The organism is Siccirubricoccus phaeus (assembly GCF_008360935.1).
Lineage (GTDB): Bacteria > Pseudomonadota > Alphaproteobacteria > Acetobacterales > Acetobacteraceae > Siccirubricoccus > Siccirubricoccus phaeus.
Window position 1 is genome coordinate 148,237 of the sequence record NZ_SRXO01000004.1, and the last position, 19,120, is coordinate 167,356.

Sequence of the window (19,120 nt, forward strand, 5' to 3'; positions counted from 1 at the left end):
GGGGCAGTCACCACCCCCACACCTCTATGCTCCGCAGCCGGTCGGAAAGATCCTCCAGCCGGTGGGCGACGACGTGGACCACCTCGCCCTCGCGCTGCACCCGGCCGCGGCAGGCCAGCATGCCCGCGGAGAGGACAAGGCGGCGCTGCCGCTCGAAGACGGATGACCAGACGATCAGGTTGGCCACGCCGGTCTCGTCCTCGATGGTGATGAACGTCACGCCCTTGGCGGAGCCGGGGCGCTGTCGCACCAGCACCATCCCCGCCACCGTCACCCAGCGCCCGTCGCGCGCTGCGGCGAGATCGGCGCAGGCCAGCATGCCGCAGGCGCGGAGATCCTCGCGCAGGAAGAAAACGGGGTGCCGCCGCAGGCTCAGGCCGGTGCTGCGGTAGTCCTCGACCACCTCGCGCCCCTCGGCCACCGGCGCCAGCGTGACGGGCGGCTCCACGGCCTCCGGACCCGGCCCGTTGCCGCGCTCCGCCGCGGCGAAGAGGGGCAAGGATTCGTCGGCAAGGCCGCGCACCGCCCACAGCGCCCGGCGCCGGTCGAGGCCGAAAGTCCGGAAGGCGTCCGCCTCCGCCAGCCGCTCCAGCCCCGCCCGGGGCAGGCCGGTGCGGCGCCAGAGCTCCTCGACCGAGCCGTAGGGCACCCTGCCCCGGTGCGCGACCAGCCGGGCGGCATCGGCGTTCGAAAGGCCCTGGACCATGCGCAGTCCGAGCCGGACGGCAAGGAATCGCCCAACCGGCTCCAGCGTGCAGTCCCAGCGCGAGGCGTTCACGCAGACCGGCCGGACCTCGACCCCGTGCTCGCGCGCGTCGCGCACCACCTGGGCGGGCGCGTAGAAGCCCATCGGCTGCGAGTTCAGCAGCGCCGCGCAGAACACGTCCGGGTGGTGACATTTCACCCAGGCCGAAGCGTAGGCGATCAACGCGAAGGAGGCGGCGTGGCTCTCCGGGAAGCCGTAGCTGCCGAATCCCTCGATCTGCGCGAAGGTGCGCTCGGCGAAGTCCCGGTCGTAGCCGTTCGCCACCATCCCGGTGATGAGCTTGTCCCGGAACACGGAGACGCCGCCCTGGAACTTGAAGGTCGCCATGCTGCGCCGGAGCTGGTCGGCCTCGCCCGGGCTGAAGCCTGCGCAGTGGACGGCGACCTGCATCGCCTGTTCCTGGAACAGCGGCACGCCGAGCGTCTTGCCGAGGACCTTCTCCAGCTCGGGCTTTGGGTAACTGACCGGCTCCTTGTCCTCGCGCCGCCGCAGGTAAGGGTGGACCATGTCGCCTTGGATCGGACCGGGGCGGACGATCGCCACCTGGATGACGAGGTCGTAGAAGGTCTTGGGCTTCAGCCGCGGCAGCATGGCCATCTGCGCGCGGCTCTCGATCTGGAAGGTGCCGAGCGTGTCCGCCTTCCGGATCATTGCGTAGGTCGCCGGGTCCTCTGGCATGATGCTCGCCATGTCGAGCCGCTCGCCCTTGTGGTCTTCCAGCAGCTCGAAGGACCGCCGCAGGCAGCCGAGCATCCCGAGGCCCAGCACGTCCACCTTCATGAAGCCGAGCGCGTCGATGTCGTCCTTGTCCCACTCCACCACCTGCCGCCCCGCCATCGCGGCGGGCGCGACCGGGACGAGCTCGTCGAGCCGGTCGTGCGTCAGCACGAAGCCGCCGGGATGCGTCCCGAGCTGGCGCGGGAAGCCGATCAGCTCGCGCGCCAGCTCCAGGGTCAGCCGCAGACGCCGGTCGGCGGGGTCGAGGTTCAGCTCCGTGGCGTGCTCCTCGGTGACGCCCTCCTCCGACCAGCCCCAGACCTGCGAGGCCAGCGCGCCGGTCACGTCCTCGGGCAGGCCCATGACCTTGCCGACGTCGCGTACGGCACCGCGGGCGCGGAAGCGCATCACCGTGGCGCAGAGCGCGGCGCGGTCGCGGCCGTAGCGGGCGTAGACCCACTGGATCACCTCCTCCCGCCGCTCGGCCTCGAAGTCCACGTCGATGTCGGGCGGCTCGCGCCGCTCGGCCGAGACGAAGCGCTCGAACAGGAGGCCGGAGCGCACCGGGTCGATGGAGGTGACGCCGAGCACGTAGCAGACGGCCGAGTTCGCCGCGCTGCCCCGGCCCTGGCAGAGGATGCCCTTGCTGCGGGCGCAGGCGACGATGCTGCGGACGGTGAGGAAGTAGGGCGCATAGCCAAGCTCCGCGATCAGCGTCAGCTCGTGGCGGAGCTGGGCCGCCACGTCATCGGGCACGCCTTCCGGGTAGCGGGACGGCGCGGCCGCCCAGACCAGCCGCTCCAGCGCCTGCTGCGGCGAGAGCGCCGGATCCTCGACCTCGTCCGGGTACTGATAGCGCAGCTCGTCCAGGGAGAAGCGGCAGCGCCCGACCACCTCCAGCGTCCGCGCGACCGCCCCTGGGTGGCGGCGGAACAGGCGCGCCATCTCCTCCGGCCCGCGCAGGTGGCGATCGGCGGAGCGCTCGCGGCGGAAGCCTGCGGCCTCGATGGTGCAGCCCTCGCGGACGCAGGTGAGCACGTCTTGCAGGATGCGCCGCTCGGGCGCGTGGTAGAGCACGTCGCCGGTGGCGACGGCGGCCACCCGGGCGGCGCGCGCCATGTCCTCGAGGGCGCGCAGGCGAACGGCGTCCCCGGGGCGGCCGTGCAGGGTCAGCGCCAGGTGAGCGCGGTCGCCGAAGTCGGCGCGCAGGCGGGTGAGGCGAGCCTCCAAATCCTTGTCCGGCCGGTCCGGCACCAGGATGGCGAGCAGCCCCTCTCCATGCGCCGCGAAGTCATCCCAGGACAGGTCGCAGCCGCCGTGGCCCGCCCGGCCCTTGCCCAGGGTGAGCAGGCGGCAGAGCCGGGCGTAGGCGGCGCGGTCGGTCGGATAGACAAGGCAGGAGGGACCGTCGGCGAGATCGAGGCGGCAGCCGACCACCAGCCGCACGCCGGAGTCCTTGGCATGGCGGTGGGCGGAGACGATGCCCGCCAGACTGTTACGGTCCGCGACGCCGAGCGCGGGAAGGCCGAGCGCGGCCGCCTGGGCGAACAGCTCCTCCGGGTGGCTGGCGCCGCGCAGGAAGGAGCAGTTCGTCGTGACCTGCAGCTCGGCGTAGGCGCCGGTCACGGCCTGCGGTGGTGCGGGCTGGTCGAGGGCGCCGGGCCCTCCGGGCGCCGCATCAGCACGTAGCCGCTGCGCTCGAGGTGGCGGACGAGCCGCTCGGCGGTGATCCGGGCCATGGCCTCGTCGGCGTGGTGCACGCGCTTCCGGCCGTCGTAGCGCAGCGCGAAGCTCAGGCTCTCCGCGATCTCCTCCGGGGTGGCGGGGCGCAGGCGTGGGTCGTCGATCACCGGAGGTCCTCCGTCAGAAGATGCCGTGCAGGAACCAAGTGAGGTCGCCAGTCGCGGGGTCGGCGCCGTCGCCGCGGCGGAAGAGCCAGAAGCGTTGCCCGGCCTCGTCCTCCACGGCCCAGTAGTCGCGCACCGCCCGCCGCTCGCCGTCGCGGCGCCACCACTCGCCCGCGATGCGCTCCGGCCCGTCGGCGCGCCGGACGCGGTGGCGCACCCGGCGCCAGGAGAAGGCGGCCGGTGGCTGGTCGGGCAGCACCGACAGCACCTCGACCGGCTGCGGCGGCGCGAGCAGGCGCACCGGCCGCGGCAGGCCGGACGGCCACACGGCGTGGCCGGGGTCGGCGAGCGGCGGCGCACGCCGGGCCGAGCGTTCGGGCACGTCGCTCTCGACGGGGAGGACGTGGAACACCCGCGCGGCGCCAAAGCGGGCGGCGAGTCGGTCCACCAGGGGCGCGAGGTCGACCTCCGCCCCCGCGCCACCCGCCAGCGGCACAGCGGCCTGCGCCGGGGCGAGCGGCTCGGCCAGGGCGACGACCAGGCGCATGGCGGCGACCCCGAAGCCGGGGTCCACCTCCTCCAGCCGCTCGCCGAGCAGCCGGGCGAGGTGGCGCGGGTCGCGCGTCGGCCGCGCGGTCCCGGCGCGCAGGACCTTGGTCGCGTCGTCCACCCGCTCGAACAGCAGGTCGAGGCGGCGCGCGCCGAGGCCCGCCCGCTCCAGCCCGGCGCAGACAGCCTCGGCCAGCCCGCCGATGGCGAGGCGCAGCGCCTCGGCGGTCAGCAATGGCTCGCGGAAGGCCAGAGTGTGCTGCACCGCCTCGGGAGGCACCACCGGCGTGATAGGCTCCGGCGCGCTGCCGAGTGCCTGGTCGAGACGCCGGAGCGCCTCCGCGCCGAAGCGCCGCGCCAGCGGGCCGCGCGGGGTCGAGACCAGCTGGCCGATGAGATCGAGCCCGAGCCGCCGCAGGCCCGCCACCGTCTCGCCGGGCAGGCGCAGCGCCGCCACGGGCAGCAGGGCAATGGCGTCGGCCTGCCCGCCGGGTGGGACCACCGTCACCGGGTCCCGCGCGTGGCGGGCCACCGCCCAGGCCGCGCCGGGCGTGTCGGCCACGGCGGCACTGGCGGTGACGCCCGAGCGCCCGAGGCGCCCGAGCAAATCCTTGAGCATCGCTTCCTCGCCGCCATGCAGGTGGGCGCAGCCGGTGACGTCGAGCCAGATCCCGTCCGGTGGGTCGGGAGCGGTGAGCGGGGAGTAGCGCAGGCACCAAGCGGCGACGTCGGCGAGCGCGTCGGCATCACCCTCTGGGTCGGCTACGGCTACCTCCAGCCCGGGCACCATGGCCTGGGCGTGGGCGAGCGGCATGCCTGGGCGCAGGCCGAGCACATGCGCAGCTCGGTTCGCCGCGACGACCGTGAGGCGGCGGCCGTCATGCGCGCGCGTCACCAGCGGTGCCTCAACCGGCGGCACGGCGGCGCCCTGCCCTTGGGCCCTGCGCAGCCGGTCGGTCGGCCAGGTCGGCAGCCAGAGCGAGACGACCCTGCGCATCGGGGCACTCCACAATCCAAGAGCAGGGTTCGCCGCCGCGGGCGCGCAGCAGCTCGAGCCGCCAGCGCGCCCTGCCGAGGCCGGGCGTGTCGGGCGACCAGGGCAGCGGCGGGGCGGAGGGCAGGGAAGCGACGCGCCAGCGGGTCACCGCTGCGCTCGGCTCGGCCAAGCCGGGGTCGTCGTGCCGGGGGCTGCGGCGGAGGGCGAAGGCGATGGCGCCGGTTGCCTCGGCGGCGAGCTGGAGGCGGCGCGAGGCGGTCAGGCCGAGACGGCCCGGCACCTCGCCGACCACGCCCGCGAGGCCGGGGTGACGCAGCCCCTCCTCAACGGCCGCCAGCACCTCCCGGCCCGCCTCGACGTGCAGGACGCGCTCCGGACCGAGGCCGACCTCGGCCAGGGCCGGGGCGAAGAGGTCGAAGTGGGTGGAGACCCACAGCACCGGTCCGGCCGCCCGGGCAAGGACGCTGGCGGCCAGCAGGGCCGCGGTGGCGCCGTGCTCGGTATCGGGGCCGGACCCGGCAGCCTCGTGCAGGGCGCCCCGGGCGATGCCGCCTCCGGGCAGTGCGGCATCAATCCCCGGGACGCCAAAAGGGACGACGGCCAATCGGCCCGGCGGGAGCGGGCGGCGCTCGATGCGCGCCACCCGCTCCCTGAGGTCCTCCAGCAATGCCATCCGACCGCTCCCGGCCATGTCCACCCACCTCCGTCGTCCGGAACATACAGCGAACAAACGAGTCGCGGGAAGGTCGGATCCACACCGACAGGTTGTGGGCGGTTGTGGAAAACGGGGGTTCATCCCGATGCCACGAGCATGGTGCGCTCCCCAGGCGGGTACCGGCAAAGCCGTCGCCGCTCCCGTTGGATCGCCTGCGGCTGCCTGGCCAGCGTGGAGGTTCCGTGGTTTGCCGAGCCATCGACGGTCCGGCGGCACCGCCTCCGGGCGCCGGGGGCCCGGCTCGGCTCTTCACCGTCGGCTCCCCGGGCGGTGCGTCGCCGCTGGCACCGAGGCCGCCGAGATCGGGTCGCTCGCCATGACCTAGTGGGTCACTTGTCTCGGACTGTGCCATTCCTGTGGGCTGCGGCCGCGCGGCGATAGCGGCCACGCGGGTATGAGCGCCCGAGCCGCCGAGGGCACGTGCATTGCCGCGTTGCTTTCGCCGTCGCTTCCGGCGTTTGCCGTTCCAGCGGAAGGGCGTGGGTTGCCGGGTCTGGGAGAGCGGCGCTCCTACGCTGCGTAGGTCAAGCACGAACGGACGAAGGTGCTCGCGGAGACCCGGATTGGGGTTCCCGTCGAGGAACCCGAAGAGGCGCGGCCAGCTATGCTCCCGCCGGATGGCCCCGGTCTGGCCCTCGCGCTCGGGCCGGGCGCGTCCGCCGCCCCCGCAGGGAGGGAAGGGGATGGCTCGAGGTGCTTCCAAGATAGCAATGGCCGCTCTGCTCCACCTGACGGCCTCCGGCGGCGCCCTGGCGAACCACTGCCCGCGGGAGTTCGGCTCGCAGTGCTGCGGGCGGACCGACCCGGGTCCGCATCCCAGGGCGGACGAGGGGTGGCGCTGGGTCTGCGAGTGGCCCGACGGCTGCCACCACCGGTGCCACGGGGTCAAGGACGAACCCGGGACCGGCGGGTCCGGGCCACCGTTGCTGATGCTTCCCCAGAACACCGTCCAGGGGAGCTGCCGCGCCTTCAACGAGCGCATGCAGTCGCCGGGGATCACCAAGAAGTCCGGGAAGACGCAGGCAGGGTGGGGCGGCTACACGGCGTTCGAGGTCCGGTTCGACGCGAAGTGGACGTGGAGTTCCGTCTCCTCGGGCCAGCAAGGCGGCCAAGTCAAGCGCTGCATCAAGGTCACGGCCGTCGTGCCGAACTTCAGGCTCGAAGTGGCCGAGCTGGACATCCTCCAATGGGAGCCCGGCTCGGAGCCAACGGGCAGGTGCAAGCAGGCATACGACGATTGGCAGCGGAGGGCCATGGCACACGAGCAGGAGCACGTCCCGCGCGCCGAGGCGATCGTGCGGGACAGGAATGCAGGGTGGAAGCCCCGCGCATTCACCCCGACCGTGTGCGGCACGGGAGCCGACGCGGCGGCGGCGCTGGATGACGCGAAACGGGCGGCGAAGGAGCGAGTGGAGGATCACGTGCGGCGCTCCGCCGAGGAGATCGCGCCCGTCATCGAGGAGAACGGGAAGGAAATGGACAAGAGCAACAAGGTCGGCTTCATGGACTGCTCCTCCTGTCCCTGAGGGACACGGCAGGTCCTCTTGGTGCGCCCTTGGCCGGATCGCGATCGGGCGCGGCATCGGGGACTCATCGAGGCGTCAGGGGGCGCGGGGTGGGTCCGCCACCCACCCCAAGTGGGGCCAGCGGACGCCAGGAGGGCCTGTGCCGCGCCGCCCTCGGGTCGCCTCCAGGAAATAACGATGCCAGCTCGACGCCATGCCGGGAGTCGGGCGAGATGCCCAACCCGGCGGCTCGACGGACTCCAATTTGGCGCGCCCGGGATCCGGTGGGCGACGCGCCCGCACGCCCGGATCACCCGGGCCGTCCCAGGGCCGCGACCAACGGCGCGCGCAGCCGATACTCGACGCCGCCGGGCGCGAAGGTGAGCTCCGCATCGGCGCCGAACTGGTGCGCCAAGCCGCGCTCCAGCAGCCGCGAGCCGAACCCGCGCCGCGCCGGGGGCCACACGCGCGGGCCGCCGCGCTCGCGCCAGCGCACCTCCAGCAGGTCGCCTGGCCCTGCGGTGGTCTGCCACGAGACCTCGGCGCGCCCCCCCGGGGCCGAGAGCGCCCCGTACTTCGCCGCGTTGGTGGCGAGCTCGTGCAGGGCCAGGTGCAGCGCGATGGCGGCCTCGGGCCGCAGCCACACCCCGGGGCCATCGGCGGACACCCGCTCGGCCCCCGCCTCCCCGCCCGCGTGCGGGGCCAGGGTGCGGCGGACCACCTCGGCGAGCGCGACGCCCTGCCACGCCCCCCGCGTGAGCAGGTCGTGCGCGGCGGCCAGAGCGACGAGGCGGGCCTGGAACGCCTCCCGGAAGCCCTCTGCCGTCGCGGCACCCCGCGCGGTCTGGGCGGCGATCGACTGGACGGAGGCGAGCGTGTTCTTCACGCGGTGGTCCAGCTCCCGCAGCAGGAGCCGCTGCCCCGCCTCGGCCTCCTTCGCCGCGGTCACGTCCCGCGCCAGCCCGGCCGCCCGGCGCACCCGCCCCTCCGCGTCGCGCACGGGGAAGCCGACGTCGCGCACCCAGCGCACCTGCCCGTCTGCGGGCCGGACGATGCGGTACTCGGCGTCGACCCGCCCGCCCGCGAGCGCGGCGGGCAGCGCCTCCAGCACCCGGGCGCGGTCCTCCGGGTGCAGCATCCCCGCCCAGCGGCCGAGGTCGTCCATGACCTCGGCGCGCGGCACACCCCAGACCGCCTCGAAGGCGGGGCTGAGGTACTCGAGGCGCCTGGTCTCGGCGTCGACCACCCAGAGCACGTCGGCCGTGGCCTCCGCGAAGCCGCGAAAGCGCGCCTCGCTCTCCCGTAGCGCCGCCTCGGCGCGCCGGGCCTCCTCGACGTTGGTGCTCGTGCCGAACCAGAGCTCGGAATGGCCCTCGCGGCCCCGCAGCGGCAGGCCGCGGCTCTCGAACCGCTCGTAGGTGCCGTCGCGGCCGCACAGCCGGTGCTCGACCCGGAGTTCGCCGGTTCCGACAGCGGCGCGCCACGCATCCAACACGCGGCCGCGGTCCTCCGGGTGTACGGCGGCGAGCCAGCCGAACCCGACCGCCTCCTCCGCGGTCAGGCCCGTGTGCTCGGTCCAGCGCCGGTTGGCGTAGCTCCAGGCACCGCCCGGACGGGCGCTCCAGACGAGGTGGGGCATGGTGTCGGCGGCGGAGCGCAGCATGGCGTTGGCGTCGGCCAGCTCGGCTGTGCGCTCCGCCACGCGCCGCTCGAGCTCCTGGTTGGCGCGCGCGAGCGCGTCGTTCGCCCGGGCCAGCTCCTCCCCCTGCGCCCGCAGCTCCTCGTTGGCGACGTGCAGCTCTTCGGCGAAGGTCTCCACCTCGGCCTGCCGCGCCTCGGCCGCGGCCAGCCTGCCCCGGAGCGCCTCGCCGCCGGAGGGAGCGGGCCCGCGCCCGACCGCGGCCAGCTGCGCGCGGACGGCGTGTAGTTCCGCGGCCATGGCGTCGCGCTCGCGGACGGTGGCGGCGACCTTGGCGCGCGCGGCCTCGGCCATGGCGTCGCGCTCGCGGATGGCGGCGGCGGCCTCAGCGCGCGCGTCCTCGGCCGCAACGAGGGCCTGCTCGACCTCGTCGTCCGTCCTGTCGCCGCCGGGCCCGTGCCGCCCCGGCTGCGGCGGGGCTCCCGACGAGTCTCTCCTGCTTCGCGCCATCCCGCCACTGCCGCCTAGACGCCATCCGGAACGGCGCCGCCCGGGGCGAGGTTCGTTCCCGCCCGCTTGCTCTCGGCGGAGCCAGCCCCCCTCCTTGATGCCTCGTTCTCCGAGGCATAGCGTCCCGGCATGCCCAAGCAGCCCGCCCTCCGCGCCGTCCCCCGTCCTTCCCCGGACTTCACCGACCGGGGGTACTGGGCCGGGACCATCAAGATGGCCCTCAGCCGCTTCTTCGTGCTCCAGGTCCTGCACGACGGCCCGGCGCATGGCTACGACATCGCGCGCGCCGTCGAGCGGACCACCAACGGCTGCTGCTCGCCCTCCGAGGGCGCCCTCTACCCGACGCTCCGCGAGTTCGAGCAGGGCGGCTACGTGACCTCCGAGACCGAGGTCGTCTCCGGCCGCGAGCGCCGCGTCTACACCCTGACCGACAAGGGCCGCGAAGCCTTCCGGGTCGGCCTGGAGGCGTGGATGGACGCCACCGCGGCGCTCACCGAGACCGGCCGCGCAGCCCAGGCCCGCGCCCGGGAGAAGGGGCCCGGCTGCAACTGCTGAGCCCCCATTTGCCCCCATACATCGCCCATCGAGGCGTGTTCTGACGGAGGATCCGAGATGAGCTGCTGCTCCAGCACCCACCGCGTTCCCGAGCCGCAGGCCGCCGGACGCGGCGCCCTCGAGAGCCTGCCCGTCGCCGTCATCGGCGGCGGCCCGGTTGGCCTCGCCGCCGCGGCGCACCTCCTGGAGCGCGGGCTCGAGCCGGTTGTCCTCGAGGCGGCGCCCCTGGTCGGCGCGGCGCCCCGGGACTGGGGCCACGTCCACATGTTCTCGCCATGGCGGTACAACATCGACCGGGCCGCCCGCGCCCTACTGGAGCGCCACGGCTGGACGGCGCCGGACCCGGAGGCGTTCCCGACCGGCCGCGACCTCGCCGAGGGGTACCTGGACCCGCTGGCCCGCCTGCCGGAGCTGGCGCCGCGCCTGCGGCTGGGCGCCCGGGTGACCGGCGTCGCCCGCGTCGGCGCGGGCAAGGTGCGCGATGCCGGGCGCGAGCTTCAGCCCTTCGAGGTGCGGTTCGAGGACGCACAAGGAAAGCAGGGACGAATCCTCGCCCGCGCGGTCATCGTCGCCACCGGCACCTGGGGGAACCCAAGCCCGGCCGGTTCCACCGGCCTGCCCGCCATCGGCGAACGCGAGGCGGCGGACCGCATCCGCTACGGCATGCCGGACGTCCTCGGCATCGGAAGCAGCCGCTACGCGCGGCGGAGGACCCTGGTGGTCGGCTCCGGCCACTCCGCCATCGGCACCCTCATCGACTTGGCCGAACTGGCGCGCGAGGTGCCCTGCACGTCGGTGGTCTGGGCGGCGCGGAGCGCGGACCTGACGCGGGCCTACGGCGGCGGGGACGCCGACCAGCTGCCGGAGCGCGGCGCGCTCGGCCAGCGGCTGCGGCGCCTCGTCGAGACCGGCACCATCGAGCTTCTGGCCCCCTTCTCCGTCGACGAGATCCGGCGCGGGCACGGCGGATCCTTGACGGTGCTGAGCGCCGAGGGACGCGCCGTGGAGGTCGACGAGATGGTGGTGGCCACCGGCCTGCGGCCCGACCTCGGCATCCTGCGCGAGGTTCGAACGGACCTCGACTCCGCCCTCGAGTGCCCCCGCGTGCTGGCACTGCTGATCGACCCCAACTTGCACTCCTGCGGCACCGTCCGGCCGCACGGCGCCGAGGAGCTGGCGCAGCCCGACGCAGGGCTTTTCCTGGCGGGCATGGTCTCCTACGGCCGGGCGCCGACCTTCCTGCTGGCGACCGGCTACGAGCAGGTCCGCTCCATCGCCGCCTTCCTCGCGGGCGACCTCGAGGCGGCGCGCCGGGTCGAGCTCGACCTGCCGCAGACCGGCGTGTGCTCGTCAAGCCGCGTGCTCCCTGGGGCAGCAGAGACCGAATCCTCGTGCTGCACGCCCGCGACCCCGCAGGGCGCCTGCTGCCCACCGAAGCCTGAGCTGGCCGAGGACGCGCCCTGCTGCGGCAGCGCGGCCCGCAAGGAAACGGCCCCAGCCGAGCCCGCCGAATGAGCCAGGTCGCCGCAGCCGGGGGCACCGCCCCGGTGGACCCGGCCGCCAGCCGCCCGAGGCTGGTGGTCGTGTCGGCGATCGGCGTGGCGCAGATCCTCGCCTGGGGCAGCAGCTACTACCTGCCCGCCGTCCTGGCCGGTCCGATCGCCGCCGACACCGGCTGGCCGCTTGGCTGGGTGGTTGGCGCGCTCTCCATCGGCCTGCTGGTGTCCGGGCTCGTCTCGCCCCGGGTCGGCCACCTCATCGAGCGCCATGGCGGACGCCCCGTGCTGGCCACGAGCGCCGCCCTGCTCGCCCTTGGCTTGCTCGGACTCGCCCTCGCGCCCAGCCTGCCGGTCTTCGTCGCAGCCTGGGTGGTCATCGGCTTCGGCATGGGGGCGGGTCTCTACGACCCGGCCTTCTCCGCCCTCGGTCGGCTCTATGGCGAGGAGGCGCGCCCGGCCATCACCCAGGTCACGCTGTTCGGGGGTTTCGCCAGCACCGTCTGCTGGCCGTTGACCGCCTACCTCGCCACGCACCTGGGCTGGCGCGGCGCCTGCCTGACCTACGCCGCGCTCCTGGTCGCGGTGGTGCTGCCCCTCTACCTGCTCGCCCTCCCGCGGGAGGCGGAGCGGCCGCCGAAGCCCGCCGCGGCAGGCGTGGCAGCGCCCGGTCACGTGCGGCCGGACCAGCGCACGGCATTCCTTCTGCTCGCGGCGGGCTTCACCTTGGCCTACGGCGCCATGACGATCATCGGCGTGCACCTGCTGATGCTGCTGCAGGCGCAGGGACTGGCGCTCGCCGCGGCGGTCGGCCTCGGCGCGCTGATCGGCCCGGCGCAGGTCGGCGGGCGCGTGCTCGAGATGCTGTTCGGCAAGAAGGCGCACCCGGTCTGGAGCCTGGTCGCGTCCTCGGTGCTGGTCGCGGTCGGCCTCGGCCTGCTCGTCGCCGCGCCCGGCCTCGCCCCGGCCTGCATCGTCCTCTACGGCATGGGCAGCGGCATCCGCTCCATCGTGCGTGGGACGGTGCCTTTGGCGATGTTCGGCCGCGAGGGCTACGCCATCCTCATGGGCCGCCTCGGACTGCCGACGCTGCTCGCCACCGCCGCGGCGCCGATGGTCGGGACGTGGCTGCTGGAATGGGTCGGGCCGTCCGGGACGCTGGCCGTCCTGTTCGGGGCGGCGCTGCTGCACGTCGCGCTCGTGGTGCCCCTTGTGCCGATGGCTCTCAGGTCACGTCGGTCCGCCTGAACCCATCGGGTCAGCACGAGGAGGCCACCGAGCATGACCACGGCATGTTCCAAGGGGCTGGAGGCCGATCTACTTTGCCTCGGCAACCTGGAAGCGAATCTATGGTCAGAAGGCTTGCGATCGTCGGCGGCGGGCCGAAGGCGGTCGCCATTGCGGCAAAGGCGGAAGTCCTCCAGGAAGAGGGTTTGCTCGACTGCGAAATCCACGTTTTCGAATCCAAAGAAATCGGCGCCTCCTGGACGGGGCGGCACGGCTACACCGATGGGGAGCAGGCGCTGTGCACGCCTGCGGAGAAGGATCTCGGTTTCCCATACGCGGAGATGCCCGGGGCACCCGAGGCCGCCGAGAAGATGATGGCGCGCTACTCCTGGGGCACGTTCAAGGCATCCAGGGGATACGCTGACTGGGTCGATCTCGGTCGCAGACGCGCGTCGCACCGCGAGTTCGCCGAGTACCTGATGTGGGCCTTCGACCGGAGCGGCGCTGCCCTGCACCTCGGCGAGGTCACTCGGCTGGAGAGGGCGCGCATCACAGGTCGTCAGGCCCGCGAGGGCTGGAAGGTCGAATGGAAGGAAGGTGCCGGGAAGGCTCAGCTCCTCGGGACTTTTTTCGACGGCGTGGTTGTCACGGGCCATGGCCCCGCCAGGCCCTTGGGCCCCACCAACAGCCCGCGGATGCTGGACGGCCAGAGGCTCTGGACCAAAAGGGAACGGGACAGGGCTCTCGGCCTGCTCGGCACCAGGGCGGTGTCGGAGGACGCCCCCTTGGTCGTGATCGGGAGCGGCGGCACCGCCGCGGCCGTGCTGGCGTGGCTCGCTCGCCAGGGGCACCGGGATCTCCCGATCTACCTGCTGGCCGAGCAGGCCACGTTCTACAGCCGTGGCAACAGCGTCTTCGAGAACAGGTTGTTCAGCGATCCCACCCAGTGGAAGGCGCTCACGCACGCGACCAGGAAGGCGTTCTTCGAGCGATTGACCCGCGGCGTGGTCTGGGATGCCGTCATGGAGGAGCTCGTCCAGCTCTCGGCCCTGAAATTCATCGACGGGCGCGCCACCGACATCACCGCCGCAGGGGCCGGGAACCTGACCCTCCAATGGAAGCGCAACCTCAGCCAGCTCGAGCTGGATCTCGGCGATGAGGAAACACATCAGGTCGAGGCGGGGCTGGTGATCAACGCGACCGGCTTCGACAATTGGTGGTTCCTGCGCCTGCTCCCGCCGGGCGCGATCCCATCCGACAGAAAGGAGCGGGCCGACCTCCTCGAGAGGCTGGCGCACGGGATGGGCGAGGACCTGACGTTCCGGGACGGATGGACGTTGCCCCGCCTGCACGCGCCGTTCCAGTCGATGCTGGTCGGCCCCGGCTTCGCCAGCCTGCTGGCCCTGGGGGACATGGCGGACCGCGTGCTGCGCCCCTACATGAAATAGGTCCCGCTGGCCTGCAGGCGGGGGCGCCACGACGCCATTGAAGCCAGCCCCACCGACCTATATATATAAATAGGTCATAGGAGGCTATCATGGTTGCCGCAGCCAAGACGAAGGTTCTTCGGAGCGTCTTCCTGGACCCGCAGATGGACGAGATCCTCCGGCAGGTGGCTTTCCGCCGCAACACCTCGAAGGGCGACCTGATCAGGACCTACGTCGAGCGGGGCCTGGAGGCTGATCGCGAAGCCCTCCTTCCGCAACGCGAGACTGCGGCCAAGGCGGTACCGTCGTCTCGCGGGCGTTCAAAGACGCAAGGTGGTACCACGCGCAAAACCGCGGTCCCCGCGTGAGCATACAAGCTCCCGGATTCCGGGAGCCGATGAGTGGCAGAGTCGGGAGCAACCCTCACTTAGCAGGCGCTCGTCCCCAGGTTGAGGAAATCTCCCGCCTTGACCGCCACGGGGCTAGGTTCCTGCGCCGCTCTTAACACGACCAAGCCGACGCAGGATGAACAGGCCCGTGAGCGTGACCACCGCGAGGTGCCCGAAGGCCAGCCCCCAGCCAACCACCCCGTCGCCGCCCGCGAGGTCGAGGAACCAGCCGACCCCGAGCGGCCCCAGGAAGCCGCCCGCGTAGCCCGCCATGCTGTGCAGGCCCATCGTGGCGCCGCGCAGGTGCTTCTCGGCCGCCTGGACCGTCCCGGCGGTCAGCGCCGCGCTGTCGAGGTAGATGGCAACGTTCCAGAGCATCACGGCGGCGGCGGCCAGCACGACCGACACGCCCGTCGTCCATCCCGTGGCCAGCGACAGCGCGGCCGCGGCTGTCATCGCCCAGAGCACCACCCGCGCCCGACCGTATTTCTGCGCGGTCTCGTTCCCGGTGACGGAGACCGCGACGCCCGCAAGGCCCGCCACGGTGAACAGGACGGCGGGCGAGGGCATCCACCCGGGCGCGCCGAGCCGGGCCGCCGTCGCGGCCAGGAAGGCGACGGCCCAGCCGCGCAGCGCGGCCATCTCCCAGGTGTGGATCGTGTAGCCGACGATCCACGCCATCGCCCGCCGGTTCCGGAACACCGGCCGGAAGTCGAGCAGCGCCCCGCGCGCGACGTCGCCCGGGCGCGGCGGCAGGTCGCGGGGCATCACCACGGCCGCGATGGCGAAGGCGGTGGCCGCGGCGACGCCGCCGAACCCGAAGGAGGCGCCCGGCCCGCCCAGGGTGTCGAACAGGCTGGCGACGGCGAAGGAGGCGGCGCCCGCGATCCCCACCCCCGCGGCGTGCCAGGAGACGGCCCGCGACTGCGCCGCGCCCGCCAGCGGGTCGGCGAGGGCCTTGAGGCCGACCATGTAGGCGCCCGCCCAGCCGACGCCCGCCAGGGCGCGCATCAGCAGGCCGGACCAGAAGCCGTCCGCCAGGAAGGCGAAGCCGAGGTGCGAGAGCGCGGTCAGGCCGGTGCCGATGAGGTAGACGCGGCGCACCGGGACGCGGTCGGTCAGGGAGAGCAGCACCGGGACGGCAGGGACGTAGGCGGCGAAGAAGATGCCGACCAACCATCCGGCCTCGGTCTTCGACAAGCCCCAGCGGTCGATGTAGCCGGGCAGCAGGGCCGGGAGGGTGAAGGCGCCGATCTGGGTCAGCACCTGCGCCACGACAATGGCGGCGACGAAGGCGGGGCTGCCCGGTGGCGGTGCCGTCCAGGCGGACGCCGCTCCAGGTCGGTCGGCCCGCATGGCGTCAGCCGCCCTCGGCGGGATCCGTGCGGTCGCCCTCGCCGAGCGTGCGCTGGAGCAAGACGCTGTCGAGCCAGCGGCCGTGCTTGCGGCCGACCGCGCTCAGCCTGCCGATGAGGCGGAAGCCGAAGGCTTCGTGCAGGCGCACCGAGGCGAGGTTCGCGCTGTCGCCCACCACCGCGACCATCTGCCGCAGCCCGAGCGCCTCACAGCGGGCGATCAGCCCGGCGAGCAGCAGGCGGCCGACGCCCCGGCCGACGATGTCGTGCCGCACGTAGACGGAGTCCTCGACCGTGTTCCGGTAGGCGGCGCGCGGCCGGTAGGCGCTGGCGTAGGCGTAGCCGAGGACGGTGCCGTCCCCGTCCTCCGCGACCAGGTAGGGCAGCCCGCGGGCAAGGACATCGGCCCAGCGGCGCCGCATCTCCTCCTCCCCGGGGGGCTCGGTCTCGAAGCTGGCCGTGCCGTGCAGGACGTGGTGGCCGTAAATCGCGGCGATGGCGGCGACGTCGGCATCCGCAGACGGCCGGATGCGGACGGCCGGGAGCGGCATGGCGACCGGGGAGGAATGTTGTGTGTCCATGCCGCCGAGCCTGCGGCCGCGGGGCCGGGAGCGAAAGGAAATTTTTCTGATGTGCCGCATGCGGATAAGTTTTCCGCATGCGCGACCCGAGCCTCCGCCAGCTGCGGACCTTCCTCTCCGTCGTCGAGACCGGCGGCGTCACCCCAGCGGCGCACGCGCTCGGCCTCACCCAGCCCGCCGCCAGCCAGCAACTGCGGGAGCTCGAGCGCGTCATGGGTGTCCGGCTGCTCGAGCGTGTCGCCGGGCGGGCGGTGCCGACCGCGGCCGGTCGGGCCCTCATCGAGCCAGCCCGTCGGGCCCAGGCGGCAGTCGAGGACGCCAGGGCGGTGGCCGCGGCGCACCGCTCCGGCGAGGCCGGGCGCGTCCGCCTCGGCACCGGCGCCACCGCCTGCATCCACCTCCTGCCGCCGGTGCTGGCGGAGCTGAACGAGTGGATGCCCGGCCTCGAGGTGATCATCGCCACCGGCAACACGCCAGACATCCTGCGCCGCGTCGAGGAGGGCGACCTGGATGCGGCGCTGGTCACGCTCCCGGCCGCGCTCGGCCGCTCGCTCACTACAACCCGGGTTGCCACCGACCCGCTGGTGGCGCTCCTCCCCGAGGCCATGGCGCCCAAGGGGCGGGCCTCGCTGACGGCCGCCGAGCTCGAGCGGCTGCCGCTGATCCTCTACGAGGCGGGGGCGAACACACGGGCCATCATCGACGCCTGGTTCCGCCGGGCGGGCCTGGTCCCCCGGCCGATCATGGAGCTGGGCAGCGTCGAGGCCATCAAGGTGCTGGTCGCGGGCGGCCGCGGTTGCTCGGTGCTGCCCGCGCTGGCGCTCGGCAGCGACGTCGCGGGCGCCGTGGTGCGCCCCCTGCGCCCGGCCCTCTCGCGGCAGCTCGCCGTGGTGCTCCGCAAGGAGAAGGTCGTCGACCGGGGCCTTGGCCGCCTGCTCGCTGCCCTGAAGGCTGCCGCGGGGCGTCCGGGCTGAGGCGGCGGCGACGCCCCCCAGCTATCGGCCGCTCGCTGCGCCGGACAGGACAGCCAGGTCGGCCTTGGCCTGCTTCTCCGCCCGCTCCTTCCGCTCGCTGTAGCGGTCGGTCAGGTAGCCCGAGCAGTCCCGCAGCAGGAGGGTGAACTTCACCAGCTCCTCCATGACGTCCACCACGCGGTCGTAGAGCGGCCCGGGCAGCATCCGGCCCGCCTCGTCGAACTGCTCGTACGCCTTGGGGACGGAGGACTGGTTTGGAATGGTGAACATCCGCATCCAGCGGCCGAGCAGGCGCAGCGTGTTCACCGCGTTGAAGCTCTGCGACCCGCCGGAGACCTGCATCACCGCGAGAGTCCGGCCCTGGGTCGGCCGCACGCCGCGGCTCTCGAGGGGGAGCCAGTCGATCTGGTTCTTGAGGATGCCGGTGACGGCGCCGTGCCGCTCCGGACTGCACCAGACCTGGCCCTCGGACCACAGGGAGAGCTCGCGGAGTTCGGCAACCTTGGGGTGGTCGGCGGGCACGCTGTCGACCACCGGCAGGCCATGCGGGTCGAACACCCGGGTCTCGGCACCGAAGCGCCGCAGGATCCGCTCGGCCTCGAGCGTCAGGAAGCGGCTGTAGGACCGCTCCCGCAGCGAGCCGTAGAGCAGCAGGATGCGCGGGGGATGGGTGGACGCTCCGGGCATGCCGAGCTTCGCCGCGTCGGGGATGTCGAAGTCGGACTCCGAGACGTTCGGCAGCGAGAGGTCCGGAAGGTTCACGTCAGGCATTCAGGTCTCCAATCAGGCGGCGCCGACCGGCGGGGCATCGGTCAGTGCCTCCTGGATTTCCTTGGCGGCGGCCCGGGCGGCTCGCGTCACCCCGGCGAGCGTTGCCGACGCCGTCCCGGTCCAGTCGCCGTAGCCGACCAGCCAGAGGCGCGGCTCGCGGATGGAGCGGCCGCTGTCCTGCACGGCCACGCGCCCGTCCGGCTCCAGCACGCCGAGCGGCGCGAGGTGGTCGAGGGCGGGGCGGAAGCCCGTGCACCAGATGACCGCGTCCACCCGGCTCCGGGAGCCGTCGGGCCAGACCACGCCGTCCGCCTCGAAGCGGACGAAGGGCCGCACGCTCTGCAGCGCGCCGCGCCCGCGGGCCTCCCGCACCGGCGGGACCATGACCACGTCGCCGAGGCCGCCCGGCGGGACGTCCGGCTCGCGCCCCTCCTGCCGCGCCTTCCAGCGCGCGGTGGCGCGCTCGAACAGCACCCGGCCGTCCACCTCGTCCGGCAGGAAGCTGGGCGGCGTCGGCGTCACCCAGGTCGCCTCGGCGACCTTCGACACCTCCGCGAGGATTTGCGCGCCCGAGTTGCCGCCGCCGACCACCAGCACGCGCTGGCCCGCGAACTCCTCGGGTGCGCGGTAGAAGGCCGAGTGGAGCTGGCGCCCACGGAAATCCTTGGCTCCGGGGTAGTCCGGAAGGAAGGGCCTGCTCCAGGTGCCGGTGGCGGACACGACGGCGGCCGCCGCCCAGGTGCCGCGGTCGGTGCGAACCAGCAGCCGGTCGCCACCGGCCTCCACGGCCTCCACCCGGACCGGGCGCCGGACCGGCAGGCGGTAGCGCTCCTCGTAGGCGATCAGGTAGGCCACCACGTGGTCGCGGTCGGGATACCCCTCCGGGACCGGCGGCATCGGCCAGCCCGGCAGCGAGCTCCATTGCGCCGGGGAGAACAGGCGCAGGGACTCCCAGCCGTGCCGCCAGGCGCCGCCCGGGGCGTCGGCGGCGTCCAGGATCTCGAAGTCGAGTCCCGTCCGGCGCAGGAAGTAGCCGGTGGCGAGGCCGGACTGCCCGCCGCCGATGACCACGACCCGCCTGCTGTGGAGATCCATCGCGC

At 73.6% G+C, this 19,120-nt stretch carries 16 protein-coding genes; 7 read left to right on the plus strand and 9 right to left on the minus strand.

Features of this window, described 5'->3' with window-relative positions:
• Nucleotides 1–7: 7 nt before the first annotated feature.
• The 4 genes from E5N76_RS07305 to E5N76_RS07320 are packed head-to-tail and all read right to left on the minus strand — an operon-like array spanning nt 8 to nt 5,549.
• A complete protein-coding gene (locus E5N76_RS07305; protein WP_149536633.1) occupies nt 8–3,109 on the minus strand; it encodes an error-prone DNA polymerase in 3,102 nt (1,033 codons plus the stop codon).
• Nucleotides 3,106–3,333 (minus strand): hypothetical protein, encoded by a 228-nt coding sequence (locus E5N76_RS07310; RefSeq protein WP_149536634.1) that lies wholly within the window; start codon nt 3,331–3,333, stop codon nt 3,106–3,108. Before E5N76_RS07310 ends, E5N76_RS07305 begins: the two co-directional genes overlap by 4 nt.
• 13 nt (nt 3,334–3,346) lie before the next feature.
• On the minus strand, nt 3,347–4,876 hold the full coding sequence (locus E5N76_RS07315; RefSeq protein ID WP_149536635.1) for a Y-family DNA polymerase: 1,530 nt from the start codon (nt 4,874–4,876) through the stop codon (nt 3,347–3,349).
• Nucleotides 4,785–5,549 (minus strand): ImuA family protein, encoded by a 765-nt coding sequence (locus tag E5N76_RS07320; RefSeq protein ID WP_408021698.1) that lies wholly within the window; start codon nt 5,547–5,549, stop codon nt 4,785–4,787. Before E5N76_RS07320 ends, E5N76_RS07315 begins: the two co-directional genes overlap by 92 nt.
• A 971-nt stretch (nt 5,550–6,520) precedes the next feature.
• Here E5N76_RS07320 and E5N76_RS07325 point away from each other — a divergent pair.
• Nucleotides 6,521–7,117: a hypothetical protein gene (locus E5N76_RS07325; protein ID WP_207791893.1), complete on the plus strand. Its 597-nt coding sequence runs from the start codon at nt 6,521–6,523 to the stop codon at nt 7,115–7,117.
• A 289-nt stretch (nt 7,118–7,406) separates the two neighbouring features.
• Here the strand turns inward: E5N76_RS07325 and E5N76_RS07330 are convergent, their stop codons facing one another.
• Complete coding sequence (locus E5N76_RS07330; RefSeq protein ID WP_149536637.1) at nt 7,407–9,245, minus strand: sensor histidine kinase; 1,839 nt, start codon at nt 9,243–9,245, stop codon at nt 7,407–7,409.
• A 129-nt stretch (nt 9,246–9,374) separates the two neighbouring features.
• Here E5N76_RS07330 and E5N76_RS07335 point away from each other — a divergent pair, with 129 nt between their 5' ends.
• The 5 genes from E5N76_RS07335 (at nt 9,375) to E5N76_RS07355 (ending at nt 14,318) form a co-directional block, all read left to right on the plus strand.
• Nucleotides 9,375–9,800 (plus strand): PadR family transcriptional regulator, encoded by a 426-nt coding sequence (locus tag E5N76_RS07335; RefSeq protein ID WP_149536638.1) that lies wholly within the window; start codon nt 9,375–9,377, stop codon nt 9,798–9,800.
• 57 nt (nt 9,801–9,857) lie between these two features.
• Nucleotides 9,858–11,315, plus strand: coding sequence for an FAD-dependent oxidoreductase (locus E5N76_RS07340; protein ID WP_149536639.1), 1,458 nt, complete (start codon nt 9,858–9,860; stop codon nt 11,313–11,315).
• The gene (locus tag E5N76_RS07345; RefSeq protein ID WP_149536640.1) at nt 11,312–12,544 is read left to right on the plus strand and encodes an MFS transporter; all 1,233 of its coding nucleotides are present in this window, start codon (nt 11,312–11,314) and stop codon (nt 12,542–12,544) included. Before E5N76_RS07340 ends, E5N76_RS07345 begins: the two co-directional genes overlap by 4 nt.
• Before the next feature lie 101 nt (nt 12,545–12,645).
• On the plus strand, nt 12,646–13,971 hold the full coding sequence (locus E5N76_RS07350; protein ID WP_187830039.1) for a SidA/IucD/PvdA family monooxygenase: 1,326 nt from the start codon (nt 12,646–12,648) through the stop codon (nt 13,969–13,971).
• Between the two features lie 89 nt (nt 13,972–14,060).
• Nucleotides 14,061–14,318: a hypothetical protein gene (locus E5N76_RS07355; protein WP_149536642.1), complete on the plus strand. Its 258-nt coding sequence runs from the start codon at nt 14,061–14,063 to the stop codon at nt 14,316–14,318.
• A gap of 114 nt (nt 14,319–14,432) precedes the next feature.
• Here the strand turns inward: E5N76_RS07355 and E5N76_RS07360 are convergent, their stop codons facing one another.
• Both E5N76_RS07360 and E5N76_RS07365 read right to left on the minus strand, forming a co-directional pair.
• Nucleotides 14,433–15,695 (minus strand): MFS transporter, encoded by a 1,263-nt coding sequence (locus E5N76_RS07360; RefSeq protein WP_149536643.1) that lies wholly within the window; start codon nt 15,693–15,695, stop codon nt 14,433–14,435.
• Nucleotides 15,696–15,699: 4 nt separating this feature from the next.
• On the minus strand, nt 15,700–16,275 hold the full coding sequence (locus E5N76_RS07365; RefSeq protein WP_149536644.1) for a GNAT family N-acetyltransferase: 576 nt from the start codon (nt 16,273–16,275) through the stop codon (nt 15,700–15,702).
• Nucleotides 16,276–16,352: 77 nt separating this feature from the next.
• Here E5N76_RS07365 and E5N76_RS07370 point away from each other — a divergent pair, with 77 nt between their 5' ends.
• Nucleotides 16,353–17,249, plus strand: coding sequence for a LysR family transcriptional regulator (locus E5N76_RS07370; protein WP_149536645.1), 897 nt, complete (start codon nt 16,353–16,355; stop codon nt 17,247–17,249).
• A 21-nt stretch (nt 17,250–17,270) separates the two neighbouring features.
• Here the strand turns inward: E5N76_RS07370 and arsH are convergent, their stop codons facing one another.
• Together arsH and E5N76_RS07380 are read right to left on the minus strand one after the other, a co-directional pair.
• Nucleotides 17,271–18,020: an arsenical resistance protein ArsH gene (gene arsH, locus E5N76_RS07375; protein ID WP_149536646.1), complete on the minus strand. Its 750-nt coding sequence runs from the start codon at nt 18,018–18,020 to the stop codon at nt 17,271–17,273.
• Between the two features lie 12 nt (nt 18,021–18,032).
• A complete protein-coding gene (locus E5N76_RS07380) occupies nt 18,033–19,115 on the minus strand; it encodes an ArsO family NAD(P)H-dependent flavin-containing monooxygenase (protein WP_149536647.1) in 1,083 nt (360 codons plus the stop codon).
• Nucleotides 19,116–19,120 lie beyond the last annotated feature (5 nt).